Raw genomic sequence first — 15,487 nt, 5'->3', positions numbered from 1 at the left:
CGCTCCAGCGCCGGGCGTCGAGCCGCAAGCCCGTCAAACACCCTGTTTTCACAGCTTTTTGCAGGACAGTCCGGTGCGCTACAGCTGTCGGGCCGACAGTTTGCGCAGCCGCCGGCTCCAGCGCTCCTTGGCGTAACGGCGCAGATTGGCGACGTTGTCGGTCTCATCCATGATCTCCAGCCCCAGGATGGTTTCCAGGATGTCTTCCATGGTGACCACCCCGACCCAGGTATCCATCTCGTCGTAAACCACCGCCATGTGCTGGCGTTCGCGCAGCATCAAACCGAACAGGCGCTCGATGTCGGTGCCGGCGCGGACGATCTCCATCTCCCGGGCCACGGTGTCCAGGCGCACGTCGCCGTCCACGTCCAGCACATCCGGCTTATGGACATAGCCCAGGCTCTTGCCGTCGGCATCGATCAGCGGGTAGCGGGTGAACGGCAGGTCCTGGAAGCGTTCACGGAATTCCGCCACCGTGGCATCCGGGCGCACCGTCTGGCAGACGGTGCGCGGGGTCATGATCGAGCCCACGGTGATTTCATGCAGGCGCAGGATGTTCTGGATGACCCGGCGCTCGTCCTCGTCCAGCGCCCGCTGGTCCCGACCGATTTCGGTCAGGGCGCTGATTTCGGCGCGCAGGTCCACATCCGCAGCGTCTTCGCCGATCCGCCGGGTGATGAGGTTCGACAGCCACACGAACGGTGCCAGCGCAACCATGATCACCCGCAGGACACTGGGCAGCCAGGGCGCGAGACTGCGCCAGAACTTGGCCCCGATGGTCTTGGGGATGATCTCGGAAAAAATCAGGATGGCCAGGGTCATGATGCCCGATGCCAGCCCCACCCAGGTGCTGCCGAACAGGCCCGCCACCTGGGCACCCACGCCGGTCGCCCCGACGGTATGGGCCACGGTATTGAGGGTGAGTATCGCCGCCAGGGGGTCGTCCACGTTGTCCTTGAGATGACGCAGGCGTCTGAACAGTTCAGGCCGGTCCTGTTTGAGGGAGGCAATGTAGCTGGGCGTCACCGACAGCAGGGCGGCCTCCAGGACCGAACACAGGAACGAGAAACCGATGGAAAGAGCGGCAAACAGTACAAGCAGCAGCATCCGGGGTATCCGTTGGCAGCGGAAACGTCATTCTACCCACGGAGCTGGCGACGATTAAACCGCAAAAACGGGGCGCGTCCCTGCGCCCTATGAGATCCCCGAAGACGCCTTTCAGGGAGTAAGCGCGCTCTGACCGTCCGCCGCGAGCAGGGGTAGGCGAACACTCCCTTCGACCACAAGGGAGTAACTGGTCAGATCGCGGGAAAACGCACCGAGGTACGTGCTGGCATACTGGCCGTAGACCATCAGCGCCAGCTTGTCGCCGGGCTGCAGGCGCTCGGCAATGCCGGTCAGCTCGATGTCGTGCTCGCCCAGACCGCGCACCGGCTGCACCTGTCCGTCGATCAATTCCGGCACGCCATTACGGATCCGGCCGATACCGACGAACACGATGGCATCGCAGGTGCCCAGGCCGAGAATCGGGTCGCCCTGGTCGAGGCAGGCGTTATCCAGCGTCTCCGAGCCCAGGCTCAGGGACAGCTGCGCCGTCGGGATACCGGCAATCACGGCATTGTCGTCCACGCTGGTCAGCGGAATGAGGGTCGGAACCGGATTCGCACCGGCCAGGACGGTGACCGGCAGCAAGTCGGACACCGGGTTGTCAATCGGGAACTCGGTCCCGCCTACGGTCATGGACGGCGCGTTGACCGAATCCCCGGGCGCCAGCGAGAAACACACCTGATGACCGCTGGTGATCACGTTGTCGGCGTTACCCTGGCCGCGCAGCTTCTCGTTGAACCAGGCCAGGGTCGCCTGGGTGACGTCGATGTCGCCGCAGCTGGACAGTGGGCCGGTGCCTTCCGACGGGAATTCGGGCAGCGCCTGGGCGTAGAAATTACCGTTCTCCAGCGTTTCCTGCACCAGCCCGACGCTGGGCGCCAGGTAATGATGGCCGAAGGGATAGGTCAGCAGGCGCACGTCACCGCCGGCGGCCGCCATGGTCTTGTAGTTCTCGTAAGCCTCATTGAGCGGGAACAGATTGTCACGCACGCCCTGGAACATCAGCACATCCACCGGGTAGGGAGCGCGCGGCGGCGTCTTGACCACGTAATGGCCGTCGCCGGTGATGGGCAGCTGGCCGGTCAGCGGGTCGAGCAGGTAGTCGTCGGTGTCGCCGCTGTCGTACAGCGCCAGGTCCCGTTCGTTGTCGCTGAAATAGGCCGGGCTGTGGTAGTAGAAGAAATCCAGCGCGGTGTCGGGAATGCGGTTGGTGGCCACGCCTTCCAGCAGCGTGGACCGGATAAACGGGTCCATGCTGAAGCCGGTGCCCGCATCGCCCAGGGAGGCCAGCACCGCCGCCCAGTAGGTTTTCACCACACCGCCCGGATCGAGGCTGTCGGTCAGGTCGTGCCAGGTGATCTGCGGCACCATGGCGTCCATCCGCCGATCCGGATCCACGTTGTAGAGCATGTACTGGAAACCGCCGCCGTAACTGCCGCCGACAGCACCCAGCAGCAGGTTGTCGTCCCGGTAGGCCAGGTAATCCAGGTTGGCTTCGGCCCAATCGACGATCTGCACCAGGTCCTGGCCGGCGTAATCCGGATCCATGACACGCACGGTGCCACCGCTTTCCCCATGGCCCCGTTCATCGATGCTGATCACGGTATAGCCGGCATCCACCAGCGGCTGAACCGGGGCCAGCGGATCGCTGCCCGCTTCGGTCTCGCGGCTGCCGCTGAAACCATGACTCTGCAGGATCAGCGGATGGTGGTTGCGACAGTCAAACAGGCGCGGTTCGAACACCTGGAACACGATGGCAGCGCCGTCCACCCGGGACGGCATGTCCACCCAATAGCTGCGGTCGCCCTGCAGGTGTTCACCGGTTTCGCAGGAGGCGGCCTCCAGACCCACCTTGGCTTCCGGCAGGGCCCGCTGCTCGTCGGTGGCCGGTTGGGATGGCGTTGTGGGGGATTCGTTGTCCGATGTGTCGGCGACCTCCACGTCACCCAGGACGGCCGACTCGGAGCCCGAGTCCCCGGAACCACCACCGCCACAGCCGGACAGCAAAAGCATGAGAATACTGGCCGTTGCCAGGCCACTGACGTGCTTGTTCATTGGACTGTACCTGTTTGTTGTCTTTATTTTTCAGGTCCCGGCTCATCCTGCCGGATCCCGGAAAGTCCCAGACTAATTTGGTACAAATGTACAATTCATTAGCCTTTGTTACACGTTGTTACGTCAGGCGGGTCAACTTGTGTCCAATTTATCGATAGATCAGGGCGTTGCCCGATCACCAGGAGAGAAACGGCGCCACACTCAGCCCCAGGATCAGGGCGACAGCCAGTAAGGTGGCGAGGATGGTCACTGGCCGGCGCCACAATCGCTGGGCAAAGGACGGGACCTCACCGGCCGCGAGCCGGCGCGCATAGTCGGCTCGCTGGGTATCCTGGCGGGACTGCTGATACGTGGCCAACAGGTCGCGGGCACGCTCGGCCTCGTCGGCTTCCCTGACCCAGAAGCCGCCCATGCTGATGCCCCAGCGGCTGGGGGGCGTCTCGTAATAATCCACGCCGTGCTCCTCAAACAGGGCGCGGATCTCGTCCGCCTCGTCGTCCGGGACATGGCGCAGGTTCATCAGGAAGTGGGGCATCGGGCGTACTCGAATTCGGGGTGACTGTCCTGTCATTGTAACGGCTTCAGCCGAAAAGCGGACGACGCGACGGCGCAGATCCATGCCGGACACGCTATCATGGCGGATTGTCCGGAGACGCCCATGACCGATACCCAAAAGCCCGCCATCGCCGACACCCGCCGCTGGGTCGAAACCGCTGTGATCGGCCTCAACCTGTGCCCGTTTGCCCGGGCGCCTTACGTGCGCTCGCAGGTGCATTTCGCCGTTACCGAAGCGACGGATGACGAGGGCATCGCCGAGGCCCTGCTGGCCGAGATTCACCAGCTTCAGGCGCTGCCCGCCGAAGAACGGGAAACCACCCTGCTGATCCTCACCGAGGGCCTGGCCGACTTCGATGCCTTCAACGATTTCCTGGGCCTGGCTGACAACCTGCTGGAACACCTGGAACTGAACGGCATCTTCCAGATTGCCAGCTTCCACCCGGATTATCGCTTCGCCGATACGCCTGACGACGCCATCGACAACTACACCAACCGCTCACCGCGTCCGATCCTGCATATACTGAGGGAAGACAGCGTGGCCGAAGCCGCCGAGGCCATGGACGATCCCGACGCCATCTACCGCGCCAACATCGAGCGCCTGCGCGCGCTGGGACACGACGGCTGGCGGCGACTCTGGCCGTCAGACGCCTCGTCGGATCGCCGCTAGCCGCCCGCGTTATCAAGCGGTTACACTCAAAACAACACCCACACCGCCAGACCTGAGGACCCGCACCGGATGCGCCAACACCCCGTCACGCTGCTACTCGCCTTCGACGATCAGGTCCGGCGTGACCAGGCCCAGTCGGCCGCCTTCCTGCACCGGCGCGACCGGCGCTATGCCCTGGACTGCCAGCAGGCGAACCGCCGGCCTTCCGTCGCGGGCTGGCTGCAGCACATCCAGCCCCATCGCTCGCCCGGACCGGACGACGATCGCCGTCTGCGCACCTGGCGCCGCGTTTCACGCCTGTTGCTGCCGGTCGGGGCCGTGCTGGGCATCCTCACGATGTTGGGCCTGCTGTTCTACGACGGGTCCCAGCAGATCAACGTCACGGTCATTATCGGCTTCATTGCCCTGCAGGGGTTGCTGGCACTGGCCACCACGATTCAGGCCCTGGTGGGCTGGCGCCCCTGGGGACGCTTGCTGAGCCCGCGCCGGGACGCCGACGACCGCCCCACGGCGCTGGATGGACTGCAACCCCAACTGGCCGCCTGCACCGCTCAGCAGACGGCCCTGGTGTTTACCCTGTTCGCCTGGCTGACCCTGATGGGTCTGGTGGTGGTGCAGGATCTGGCGTTTGGCTGGAGCACCACGCTGCGCGCCTCGGCCGAGACCTATGCCGGCCTGGTCCAGTCGCTGGCCGCGCCCTGGCAGCACCTCTGGCCGGCGGCGTATCCGTCACTGGCCCTGGTAGAGCAGACCCAGTTCTACCGGCTGGGCGAAACCGCGATCAACGAACCGGCCCGTTACGGCGACTGGTGGCCGTTTGTCAGTATGCTGTGGCTGACCTACGCCGTGCTGCCACGTCTGTTGCTGGCCCTGTTCGCCCGCATCCACTTACGCTGGCAGGCCCGGCGACAGTTGCGCCGGCATCCCGGACGAAGCGCCCTGTGGCACCGTTTTGACACGCCCATCGTGGAATCGGTGGCGGAGGCGGACGACAGCCACCGGGAAGCGGTATCGCAGCCGGGCAACGCCCTGCACACCCTGCCTCCCGGCCACGCGCTGATCCGCTGGGCCGGCACCGCGACCCACAACGAACCGGCGATCCGGGGATTGCTCGCGCAGCCGGACGCCCCGATTGTCAGCGCCGGCGGCACTCTGTCTCTCGCCGAGGACCATGACGTGATCCGCCAGCTCGCCGCCGGTCGCGATCCGGTTATCCTGCTGACCCGTGCCTGGGAACCGCCCACCGGCGAGCTGGCGGACTTCCTCCACGATGCCCGCCGGGCCTGGCCCCGGGAGCGCCTGATCGCGCTGTTGCCAGTGGGCGGAGAAGCACCGCTGGAACCCGCCAGCACCGTGCAGCTGGCCCAGTGGCAGCGCTTCGCCGAACGCCAGCAGGACGCCAACCTCTGGGTCTGCCGCCTGCCGGATCAGACGGAAGGGGTCCGACGCCATGGCTGATGCTCCGGTCTTTGCCGTCGTCGGCCATCCCAATCGCGGCAAGTCCAGCGTGGTGGCCACCCTGTCCCAGAACGACAGCATCGCCATCGCCATGGAACCCGGCACCACCCGTGAAAGTCACGCCTACCCGCTGACGGTGGACGGCGAGGTGCTCTACACACTGATCGACACGCCGGGCTTCCAGCGACCGCGCAAGGTCATGGCCTGGCTGGAGGCCCACAGTGCCTCCGCCTCCGATCGACCGGACACCGTGCGGGCCTTCTACCTCCAGCACCGGGACGATCCCCAGTTCCATGACGAATGCGAACTGCTGCGTCCGATCCTGGAGGAGAACGCCGGCATCATCTACGTGGTGGATGGTTCGGTGCCCTACAGCCCGGCCAACGAAGCCGAGATGACCATCCTGCAGTGGACCGGACGACCCAGCCTGGCGCTGATCAACGCCATCGGCCCGGACGATCACAGCGACGACTGGGAAAAGGCCCTGGGCCAGTACTTCCGCATCGTACGCCGCTTTAACGCGGTCAACGCCCCATTTGACCAGCACCTGGGTTTGCTGCGGGGGTTTGGTCAGCTCGAACACCGCTGGGAAGACCGTCTGGCCCTGGCTACCGGGCACCTGCAGGCCCAGCGCCAGCAACGCCGTGACGATGCGGCCGACCTGATGGCCGCGGCCCTGGGCGACATGCTGCAGATGCGGGTCAGCGGGCGCGTAGGCGAACACGATGACCGGCGTGCGGTGCGTCAGCGTCTGCAGCAGAAGTGGCTGGACGCCCAGCGCCAACGGGAACGCCAGCTGCGCAAGTCCATTGAGGGACTGTATCGCCATCACCGGCTGCAGCGGCAGGAAGACGACCTCTACTGGCAGGACGAGGATCTGTTCAGCGAACACAGCCGGGCCCTTTGGGGCGTCAGCCGGACGTACCTGGCGACCATGGGTTTCGGCGCCGGAGCGCTCGGCGGCGTGGGCATCGACGCCCTGACCTTCGGGACGTCGCTGGGCGCCGGGGCGCTGGTCGGTGGGGTCCTCGGCGCCGCCGGCAGCTATTTCTACGCGGACCGTCTGGCACGCTGGTCACTGGGGCCGCTGCATTCAGGCGGGCGTGAGCTGCGCTACGGACCGGTGGCGGACCTGCAGTTCGGTTACGTCATCCTGGGCCGGGCCCTGAATCACTGGCACCAGATCAGCCACCGCAACCATGCCGGCCGTGGCCCGGTGCAGCTCGACCAGACCGGCGCGCGCTGGCTGGCCCACCTGTCCCGGGACGACCAGAAAGGCCTGCAGGCAATGTTGCAGCGACTGGCCAAAGGCAGTGGCGACGGCCGTGCCGCCAGCCGCTATCGACCGGTGATCCTGGCGGCCATGACGGCGTTCAGCGAATGGCAAGAGGCGTCCCTGCGCGCTACGATAAATCAGGAATACATTTGAACTGCCTGAATAGGCCATGTTTATACTAATGAGCTTATCCCCAAACTCCCCAGGGGTGATGCAGGCAGAGGCCGCGAGTCGCCTACAGTCACCCTGAAGGAGTACTCGCCACAAAACGAGGATAGCCTCCAATGAAAATTGTTGACCTGCAAGAAATCATCGGAAGTGACGCTGACGTCTTCGGCCCGGGCGAAAAGCCCTGGAACAGTCGTCGCCTGCTGCTCAAGAAGGATGGCATGGGCTTCTCCATGCACGAGACCATCATCCCGGCCAACAGCGAGTTTACCTTCTGGTACAAGAACCACCTGGAAGCCGTGTACTGTGTCTCCGGCAACGGCAGCATCGAAGACCTGGCGACCGGTGAAGTGCACCAGATCCGCGACGGCATCCTGTACGCGCTGGATAAGCACGACAAGCACATCCTGCGTGGCGGTACCGAGGACATGCGCCTGATCTGTACCTTCAACCCGCCGGTGAGCGGCCGCGAAACCCACGACGCGGACGGCTCCTATAACCTGCCGGACGACGAGTAAGTCGCCCTGACATCGCCCGCCCGTCCAACCGGACGGGCGGGCGGCACACCCGACGTTCCCACCTGAAAGACACGTCCTCGCTCTTCTCAAGGCTCACGGCTTAACACGCCCATCCCTGTTATTGATAATTATTTGCATTTGTTAAAGCGCATTAATATTATTCGCCTTATTCATCAGGCAATAAATTGCCTCCAGCACGTCCGTATGATTGAGGTGTTCATGAGTTTGCATTCCCCGTCCGCCCGCTGGCGGTCCTGCGTTGTTCCTCTGGCCGTGCCGGCCGCACTGTTAAGCGTGGCGCCCATGGCTACCGCCCAATCCGATGACAGCGACAGCTCGTCACTCAATACGCTGGTGGTTTCCGATACCGCGCTGAAGGTGGAAGCGCCGCTGGTGGAGACGCCCCGCCCCGCGTCGGTGGTGGAGCAGGAAGAGCTGAAGGAGCGCAATGTCCAGTCGCTGGACGAGACCTTCCGCTATCGCGCCGGCGTGCTGTCCGGCCAGTATGGTGACGACAACGATACGGACTGGTTCAAGGTGCGGGGCTACGACCAGTCCACCTATCAGGACGGTCTGCGCATCTACCGCGAGGGGTTCTACCAGTGGCTGCCGGAAACTTACGGACTGGAACGGGTGGAGCTGCTCAAGGGACCAGCCTCGATCCTCTACGGCGAGGCACCTCCGGGCGGGGTGATCAACGCCATCAGCAAGCGACCGACGGACACCACCCAGGGCGAAATCGTGGTGCAGAGCGGCACCAACAATCACCAGCAGTATGCCTTCGACACCAGCGGGCCGGTGGCCGGCCGCGATGATGTTCGCTATCGCCTGGTCGGCCTGTACCGCAATGAAGACGGCGATATCGATGGCACCGAGGACGAGCGCTATTACATCGCGCCCAGCGTCGAGTGGGACATTTCCGACGACACCCAACTGACGATTCTGGCCAGTTTCCAGAAGGACAATGCAGTGCCCTACAACGGCTTCAAGCTGGGCTATGGCACCGTCAACGATACGCCGTTTGGCAAGGTCGATCCGTCCACCAACTACAGCGAGCCGGATTTCGACACCAATGAGCGCGAGCAATCCGCCATCGGCTACCAACTGTCCCATCGCCTCAACGACACCTGGACCTTCGAACAGGACCTGCGCTATAGCCAGCTGGACTTGACCCTGCGCTCCAGCTACATCCTGTTCCAGACCGGCCCGCGGACCGGTCAACGTGGCCTGACCTATCGCGACGGCGATATCAAATCCTGGACGGTGGACAACCGGATGGTCGGCAAATGGTTCACCGACCGGACCGAGAACACCCTGCTGCTGGGCGTGGACTACCAGGACCTGGAAAACACCGGCGACGAATACGACGACTACGCGTTCGGCGAGATCGACCTGTTCAATCCGCAGTACGGCAGCTACAACCCGGTCGACACCTCGGCGATCGTCAATCGCAAGATCAGCAAGCAGCAAACGGGTTACTACCTTCAGGACCAGCTGCGTCTGGACGATCACTGGATCTTCCTGGCCGGCGCCCGCTACGACCAGGCGGATACCGATAACGTGAACCGCACCAGCGGCACCCGGGAAACCGCGGATGTCGACGAGGTCTCCCTGTCCGGCGGCATGATGTACCTGGCGGACAACGGCCTGTCGCCCTACGTCAGCTACAGCGAGTCGTTCCAGCCGATCGTGGGCACCGACAGCAATGGCGATCTCTACGATCCGCTGGAAGGCAAACAGATCGAAGGGGGTGTGAAGTACGCGCCAGACGGGTTGGACGGGTACGTGACCGCGTCCGTCTACCGCATCAACGAAAAGAACTCGCTGGTGACCACCGGCGGCATTCAGTCCCAGGCGGGTGAGCGCAACACCAACGGCTTCGAGCTGGAAGGCGTCGCCTACCTGACGCCGAACCTGCAGGCGACGGCCGCGTTCACGTTCAGCGACACCACCACCGAGAATACCGCCAGCAGCGATGACAAGGTTCAGGCGCCGCTGATCCCGCGGCAGATGGCCTCGGCCTGGCTGGACTACACACTGGCCCAATGGGTGCCGGGCATGAAAGTGGGCGGTGGTGTGCGTTATGTGGGCAGCACCGAAGACAAGGCCAACGGCTATGAGGTGCCGTCCTACACCGTGTTCGACATGATGGCTCAGTACGACGTTACCCGGCACTGGCGTGTGCAGGTCAACGCCGACAACGTGTTCAACCGCGAGTACGTCGCCAGCTGCGATTACTGGTGCTACTACGGCGCCGAACGCCGGGTGATCGGCAGCGTCAGCTACCGCTGGTAAGCTCGGTTACCGGCCGGAGTGTCACGCTCCGGCCGGCTTCAATTCCCGCCTACGACTCTTCGCCATCCTCCACCAGCTTGTGGTGCAACCGTACCTTCTCCGCCCGTTTCTTGCGCATGCGCAGGTTGAGCAGTTCCACGCCGAAGGAGAAGGCCATGGAGAAGTAGATGTAGCCCTTGGGAATGTGCATGTCGAAGCCTTCCCCCAGCAGGGCCACGCCCACCAGGATAAGGAAGCTCAACGCCAGCATCTTGATGGTCGGATGTTCGTCGACGAATTCGCCGATCGGCTTGGCAGCAAACATCATCACCCCCACCGCAAGAACCACCGCAATCACCATCACCGTCACGTGATCGGCCATGCCCACGGCGGTAATCACCGAGTCCAGGCTGAACACGATGTCGAGCACGGCGATCTGCGCCAGGGTCGCCGCGAGGCCAGCCGTGGCCGCAGAGGCCCCGCTCTCTTCCTCACCCTCCAGACTGTTATGGATCTCATGGGCACTCTTGGCCAACAGGAACAGGCCACCGACGATCAGGATCAGGTCCCGGCCGGAGATCTCTTCTTCCAGGATCGTGAACAGGGGTTGGGTCAGCGTCATCACCCAGGCCAGCGACAGCAGCAACAGGATGCGGGTAACCATCGCCAGCCCCAGGCCCATAATGCGGGCCCGGTTGCGCTGGTGTTCCGGCAGCCGGCCCACCAGGATCGAGATGAAGATGATGTTGTCGATGCCCAGCACGATTTCCAGCAGGGCCAGGGTGGCCAGGGCAATCCAGGCCTGGGGATCGCCGATCCAGCTGAACCATTCCACCATAGGGGATTCCTCAATAAGCGTATTAGAAGGTGATTGAATCCGTGCGGGCGCCCTGCAGCCAGAGCGCCCAGTTGTCCTGCAGCACGCGCATGCCGCCGATGTAGTTGTCGTCCACCAGACCCGCAGCCAGCGTGCGGTCGCCCCGCTGATACTGGTGGATCAGTCGCACGAGGAAGCTGCGGCCGGTGGGCGTGGACAGCAGGAAGTAGACGAACTCACCGGTCTGGGCCTGCAGTGAGTAGCCTTTATCAGCGTAATGATTACGCCAGTCCCGGCTCTGCATCGCCAGAAAATCGGCCACGTCCGGCAGCATCCTGTTGGCCCGCATGTAGTCCACGATCCGGGTATTCTCCGGATGGGCATCGATCACCAGATGACCGTCGCTGCGACGGAGCATTTCCATCTGTTCCGCCAGGCCTTCGTTAAGCCAGGCGGGCACGTAAGGCGTCAGGGTCGCGACGATGGCGTGCGCGGTTTCGTGGCTGATGGTGCGGAGGGTATCTTCGCGGTTCTCCCGCAAATAGACCGCAATCTGGTTGCCATCGTTGAGGAATATGCCGCGCGACGGGGGAACCGGCCCTTTCGTGTTGGCGGCCACGAACTGGTTATAGGTCGCCTTGTCCGGCAGCACCCGGATGTTCACCGGTACGGTGCGGTGAATATCGAAATAGAGAATATCGTCGAAGAACGCGTAAACATTGTTTACGTTCGCCGAAATTTCCGCCCTTTCGTCATCGGTCAGGGTGACACCGTCGGTGACGATGTCGATCTGGAAACGCTGGAATCGGGACGCGCTGCCACGCACTTCCACCCGTTCCTGCTGGCGATCCGGTTCCTTGCGATCACTGAAATGCACTACGCCGTTTTCGTCGGTGTAGCGATAGATGTCCGCGTGTCCCCACAGGGGCAACAGGCACAAGGCCAACAACAGCCCACGTGTCATACGTCTATCCGATCATCCTTGCCGTTACGGGCTGAGTGTATAGTGACCGGCGGGGAACAACCAGTACCCTGTCCGAGTCCCGGCCGAATGCGGATAATGCGGTCCATACGAAGCGAACTTTCTTTGCAAGGAGCCCCTGTGACACCGTGGCGCAGTCGTCTGAAACGCTGGTTTGGTGGCCAAAAGCCGCCGGCGAACCTGATCATTGTGGGTGTGGGCTATCCCGGTTTCAGTCTGGGACAGGCCGTTCAGGCCAGCGGCCGCTTCCACCTCGTCGCGTTTATTGACGATGAGCCCTGGAACAACCGGACCCGGCTCCTGGGGGCGACGGTGCAATATCCCGGGGAACTGGCGGCACTGATCCAGCGACATGAGGTTAAGGTGGTGGTTCGGATTGAGGGAGAGCCGCCGGTGATCGCGGATAATATCTGGGAGGAGGTTATGGCCACCGGTGTCCGGACGCTCACCTTGCGCGCGGATTCGGATACCGAGACACGCTTGTCGGAGTTGCGGTGCATTCAGGACTGACAACCAGCGCAATGGCGTAGGTTGGGCTGACGAAGGAAGCCCAACAAACCCGGTTGGCGGCCAATCTCATCCAATCCCATGGCCGCCAAGCCGGTTTTTGAATACCCATGCTCCAAGCGTGCCCGTGATAACGGGAACGTCTGGAGCCCGCTTATTGTTGGGCTTCCTTCGTCAGCCCAACCTACGATACGCGCTCCCCTGGGAACTCGCGATTAACACCATCCCTGTTCATCTACTTCAGATGTAGTAGTCCTGAAGCGGAGGAAAACCGTTGAAGTACACCGCGCTGTATGTGGTGGTGTAAGCCCCCGTGGTCAGCCAGTACAGCCGGTCGCCCATGGCCAGGTTCAGCGGCAGGCCGTACTTGTAGTGTTCGTACATGATGTCGGCGCTGTCGCAGGTCGGGCCGGCGATCACCACGTCCTCGCATTCCCCGGTTTTCTCGGTATGGATCGGGAACTTGATGGACTCGTCCAGCGTCTCGATCAGACCCGAGAACTTGCCCACGTCGGTGAACACCCAGCGGTGCAGACCGGTGCGGGATTTACGGGAAATCAGCACCACCTCACTCACCAGCACGCCGGCATTGGCAATCAGCGAACGGCCCGGCTCGATGATCACTTCCGGGAAGTCGTCGCCGAAATCCTCACGGATAAAGCGCTGGATTTCCTCGGCGTAGGTGCCCAGTTCGTTGGTCCGGGTCATGTAGTTGGCCGGGAAACCACCGCCCATGTTGATCATCTTCAGCTCAATGCCGTCTTCCTCGCGCAGGCGATCGAAGATCACCTTCACGTTGCCCAGCGCCGCGTCCCAGGCACCGATTTCACGCTGCTGGGAACCCACGTGGAACGACACGCCGTAAGGCACCAGACCCAGGTCGCGGGCCAGGATCAGCAGGTCCATGGCCATGTCGGTGTGGCAGCCGAACTTGCGGGACAGCGGCCAGTCGGCGGTCTGGGTGCCTTCGGTCAGGATGCGGACGTATACCTTCGAGCCCGGCGCGGCCTTGGCGATGTTGCGCAGGTCCGCTTCGGAATCCGTGGCGAACAGGCGCACGCCCCGCTCGTAGAACGCGCGCACGTCCTTCGCCTTCTTGATGGTGTTGCCGTAGCTGATGCGATCCGGCGAGACGTCCAGTGCCATCACCTTGTCCAGCTCATAGATGGAGGCGATGTCGAAATTCGAACCCCGATCCCGCAGCATGGTCAGAATTTCCGGCGCCGGGTTGGCTTTCACCGCGTAATAGACTTTGGCGTACGGGAAATTTTCCACCAGTTCGTTGTACTGACGGTTGATCGTGGCCGTATCGACCACCAGGAACGGGGTTTCTTTCGTGTCGGCAAAGGTCTTGATGCGCTGGAAGGTCGCATCGTCGTAGTAGTCGGAAACCTGGATCGGGGCTTGTTCGTTCATGGACGTCTATGGGTTCCTCATCTGGGACGACGCCAATAAAAATGGCCCGGACAATTGTCCGGGCCGGTATGGGCGCGAATGTAGGAACAAATCGGGGGCCCGGATAGTGCGCAAATCTACCCATAACCCGGCAACGCGTTATGGCACGAAAGTTTCCCGCTACGTACCATCACCCCCTCACCTGACGATCAAGGAGCGACCATGGCCGCACAACGCCTGCAGGATCTGATGAACACCCTCCCGCAACAGGGCACGCTTGAATGGATCGGCCTGCGGCCGGGCCGGGATGAACCCATGCTGGCGCCGGAATCCGCCACCATCGAGCGGGGCCAGGGGCTGGTCGGCGACCGTTTCCGGGGCCGTCCGGAGAGCAAGCGCCAGGTGACACTGATCCAGGCGGAGCACCTGCCGGTGATTGCCTCGCTCGTACACCTGGACGCCATCACCCCCGACCGGCTGCGCCGCAATCTGGTGGTCCGCGGCCTCAATCTTCTGGCGCTCAAGGGCAAACGCTTCCGGGTAGGAGAGGCGGTCCTGGAAATGACCGGGCTGTGCGATCCCTGCTCCAAGATGGAGGCCGAACTCGGGCCCGGGGGTTACAACGCCATGCGCGGGCATGGCGGGATCACCACGCGGGTGATCGAGGGTGGCGAGATCCGGCTGGGGGATGGGGTCGAGGTGCTGGCGTCAGACCGCGCGCCGGTGCAGACGTCGTTCGATGACCTGACAACCGGGTGAGGTCACACCATTGATCGCGGATAGCGCCGCTTTCAGGGTGGCCGCCGCGATAGCCTCGTGCTGCTGCGGCAGGGCATTGACCCGGATCGGCAGGAAATCCAGCAGGCGGTCGTCGCCGAAGGTGGCCAGGTGCAGGTCCGCAGGCAGGCCGTCCGGCCGCTCCAGCAACACGTCCAGCACCCCCTGGAGCAGGGAATAGGACGCCGTCACCAGCGCGTCCGGCTGGCCCCGCTCCGCCAGCAGCTCCCGGGCCAGGGCCGCGCCGGAGGCCCGGTCGAACCGGTCGCCGCTCATCACGGTGGCCTCGCCGTTCCAGTCCGCGACGGCCTCTTCGAAGCCCTGGCGCCGCTGGCGGGTCATGGCCAGCTCGGGCAGGGCATCCAGCCAGACCACCGAATGCACCCCCGGCCCCAGCACCGAACGGGTGAGAGCGGCCGCGCCGGCCTGGTTATCGCTGACGATGCAGGTCAATTGTGAGGGATCCTGGGCCCGATCCACGGCAATTACCGGCAGCCCCTCGACCTGCAGATCCCGGTAGAAGGTGCTGTCCGGCGGCAGGCAGCTCGCCACGATCAGGGCGTCGCAACGCCGTGCCCGGAACGACAGCGCCAGCGAGCGCTCGGTGTCGGCGTCATCGTCGGAGCCGGCGATCAGCAGCTGATAGCCTTCGGCGCGGGAACCCACTTCCAGCAACTTGGCCAGGCGGGCGTAACTGGCATTCTCCAGGTCCGGCAGGATGAAACCCAGGGTGCGTGACTGGCCGCCACGCAGCGCCGCGGCCTGGGCGTCGATGCGAAAGCCATGCTCCCGGGCCAGGGCCGATACCCGCTCTACGGTCTCGGGCTTGATGCGGTTGGCAGCGGCCCGGCCATTGAGTACGTAGCTCGCCGTGGTGCGCGAAACGCCCGCCAGTCGGGCCAGTTCTGCCAAGGTCATTGCCGTCTCC

The 15,487-nt window shown here is 63.6% G+C and carries 14 protein-coding genes; 7 read left to right on the top strand and 7 right to left on the bottom strand.

The genetic code is table 11. The annotated features are described in order from the left end of the window. Positions 1-78: 78 nt before the first annotated feature. The 3 genes from J3364_RS19710 to J3364_RS19700 form a co-directional block, all read right to left on the bottom strand. Positions 79-1,107 carry a CNNM domain-containing protein gene (locus J3364_RS19710; RefSeq protein WP_203141981.1) on the bottom strand — a complete coding sequence of 343 codons (1,029 nt, stop codon included), beginning with the start codon at positions 1,105-1,107 and terminating at the stop codon, positions 79-81. A 111-nt stretch (positions 1,108-1,218) separates the two neighbouring features. Next, entirely contained in the window at positions 1,219-3,162 is a 1,944-nt protein-coding gene (locus J3364_RS19705) for a CocE/NonD family hydrolase (RefSeq protein WP_349559868.1), read from the bottom strand. Between the two features lie 175 nt (positions 3,163-3,337). Further along, on the bottom strand, positions 3,338-3,697 hold the full coding sequence (locus J3364_RS19700; protein WP_349559867.1) for a DUF6164 family protein: 360 nt from the start codon (positions 3,695-3,697) through the stop codon (positions 3,338-3,340). Positions 3,698-3,820: 123 nt separating this feature from the next. Between J3364_RS19700 and J3364_RS19695 the strand changes: the two genes are divergently transcribed. The 5 genes from J3364_RS19695 to J3364_RS19675 all read left to right on the top strand — a co-directional run bounded on the left by J3364_RS19695 (position 3,821) and on the right by J3364_RS19675 (position 10,102). Further along, on the top strand, positions 3,821-4,387 hold the full coding sequence (locus J3364_RS19695) for a DUF1415 domain-containing protein (RefSeq protein WP_349559866.1): 567 nt from the start codon (positions 3,821-3,823) through the stop codon (positions 4,385-4,387). Positions 4,388-4,456: 69 nt separating this feature from the next. Beyond that, a complete protein-coding gene (locus tag J3364_RS19690) occupies positions 4,457-5,845 on the top strand; it encodes a DUF2868 domain-containing protein (protein WP_349559865.1) in 1,389 nt (462 codons plus the stop codon). Continuing rightward, positions 5,838-7,274 (top strand): GTPase/DUF3482 domain-containing protein, encoded by a 1,437-nt coding sequence (locus J3364_RS19685; RefSeq protein WP_349559864.1) that lies wholly within the window; start codon positions 5,838-5,840, stop codon positions 7,272-7,274. The genes J3364_RS19690 and J3364_RS19685 overlap by 8 nt, the downstream gene beginning before the upstream one ends. A gap of 131 nt (positions 7,275-7,405) precedes the next feature. Continuing rightward, positions 7,406-7,807: an ectoine synthase gene (locus J3364_RS19680; RefSeq protein WP_123633647.1), complete on the top strand. Its 402-nt coding sequence runs from the start codon at positions 7,406-7,408 to the stop codon at positions 7,805-7,807. A gap of 303 nt (positions 7,808-8,110) precedes the next feature. Beyond that, a complete protein-coding gene (locus J3364_RS19675) occupies positions 8,111-10,102 on the top strand; it encodes a TonB-dependent siderophore receptor (RefSeq protein WP_502882534.1) in 1,992 nt (663 codons plus the stop codon). Positions 10,103-10,151: 49 nt separating this feature from the next. Here the strand turns inward: J3364_RS19675 and J3364_RS19670 are convergent, their stop codons facing one another. After that, the gene (locus J3364_RS19670) at positions 10,152-10,919 is read right to left on the bottom strand and encodes a TerC family protein (RefSeq protein ID WP_349559862.1); all 768 of its coding nucleotides are present in this window, start codon (positions 10,917-10,919) and stop codon (positions 10,152-10,154) included. 22 nt (positions 10,920-10,941) lie between these two features. After that, complete coding sequence (locus J3364_RS19665) at positions 10,942-11,862, bottom strand: DUF4124 domain-containing protein (protein ID WP_349559861.1); 921 nt, start codon at positions 11,860-11,862, stop codon at positions 10,942-10,944. 138 nt (positions 11,863-12,000) lie between these two features. Here J3364_RS19665 and J3364_RS19660 point away from each other — a divergent pair, with 138 nt between their 5' ends. Continuing rightward, the gene (locus tag J3364_RS19660; RefSeq protein ID WP_349559860.1) at positions 12,001-12,390 is read left to right on the top strand and encodes a nucleoside-diphosphate sugar epimerase/dehydratase; all 390 of its coding nucleotides are present in this window, start codon (positions 12,001-12,003) and stop codon (positions 12,388-12,390) included. Between the two features lie 237 nt (positions 12,391-12,627). Here J3364_RS19660 and J3364_RS19655 read toward each other — a convergent pair whose 3' ends face one another. Next, a complete protein-coding gene (locus tag J3364_RS19655; RefSeq protein ID WP_349559859.1) occupies positions 12,628-13,803 on the bottom strand; it encodes a type III PLP-dependent enzyme in 1,176 nt (391 codons plus the stop codon). 201 nt (positions 13,804-14,004) lie between these two features. Here J3364_RS19655 and J3364_RS19650 point away from each other — a divergent pair, with 201 nt between their 5' ends. Beyond that, positions 14,005-14,541 carry an MOSC domain-containing protein gene (locus J3364_RS19650; protein ID WP_349559858.1) on the top strand — a complete coding sequence of 179 codons (537 nt, stop codon included), beginning with the start codon at positions 14,005-14,007 and terminating at the stop codon, positions 14,539-14,541. On the opposite strand, the gene cra is transcribed toward J3364_RS19650, so the two are convergent. Next, positions 14,491-15,477: a catabolite repressor/activator gene (cra, locus tag J3364_RS19645; RefSeq protein ID WP_349559857.1), complete on the bottom strand. Its 987-nt coding sequence runs from the start codon at positions 15,475-15,477 to the stop codon at positions 14,491-14,493. The two genes, J3364_RS19650 and cra, sit on opposite strands and share 51 nt — an antisense overlap. Positions 15,478-15,487: the final 10 nt, after the last annotated feature.

This window comes from Marinobacter sp. NFXS9, assembly GCF_040148665.1.
GTDB classification, from domain to species: domain Bacteria; phylum Pseudomonadota; class Gammaproteobacteria; order Pseudomonadales; family Oleiphilaceae; genus Marinobacter_A; species Marinobacter_A mangrovi.
Note: the sequence above shows the minus strand (reverse complement) of the source record. Positions and strands in the feature narration are given on the sequence as shown.

Coding starts and splice junctions, on each gene's coding strand:
- J3364_RS19710 (WP_203141981.1), bottom strand. CDS start 1,107: ATGCTGCTGCTTGTACTGTTTGCCGCTCTTTCCATCGGTTTCTCGTTC.
- J3364_RS19705 (WP_349559868.1), bottom strand. CDS start 3,162: ATGAACAAGCACGTCAGTGGCCTGGCAACGGCCAGTATTCTCATGCTT.
- J3364_RS19700 (WP_349559867.1), bottom strand. CDS start 3,697: ATGCCCCACTTCCTGATGAACCTGCGCCATGTCCCGGACGACGAGGCG.
- J3364_RS19695 (WP_349559866.1), top strand. CDS start 3,821: ATGACCGATACCCAAAAGCCCGCCATCGCCGACACCCGCCGCTGGGTC.
- J3364_RS19690 (WP_349559865.1), top strand. CDS start 4,457: ATGCGCCAACACCCCGTCACGCTGCTACTCGCCTTCGACGATCAGGTC.
- J3364_RS19685 (WP_349559864.1), top strand. CDS start 5,838: ATGGCTGATGCTCCGGTCTTTGCCGTCGTCGGCCATCCCAATCGCGGC.
- J3364_RS19680 (WP_123633647.1), top strand. CDS start 7,406: ATGAAAATTGTTGACCTGCAAGAAATCATCGGAAGTGACGCTGACGTC.
- J3364_RS19675 (WP_502882534.1), top strand. CDS start 8,111: ATGGCTACCGCCCAATCCGATGACAGCGACAGCTCGTCACTCAATACG.
- J3364_RS19670 (WP_349559862.1), bottom strand. CDS start 10,919: ATGGTGGAATGGTTCAGCTGGATCGGCGATCCCCAGGCCTGGATTGCC.
- J3364_RS19665 (WP_349559861.1), bottom strand. CDS start 11,862: ATGACACGTGGGCTGTTGTTGGCCTTGTGCCTGTTGCCCCTGTGGGGA.
- J3364_RS19655 (WP_349559859.1), bottom strand. CDS start 13,803: ATGAACGAACAAGCCCCGATCCAGGTTTCCGACTACTACGACGATGCG.
- J3364_RS19650 (WP_349559858.1), top strand. CDS start 14,005: ATGGCCGCACAACGCCTGCAGGATCTGATGAACACCCTCCCGCAACAG.
- cra (WP_349559857.1), bottom strand. CDS start 15,477: ATGACCTTGGCAGAACTGGCCCGACTGGCGGGCGTTTCGCGCACCACG.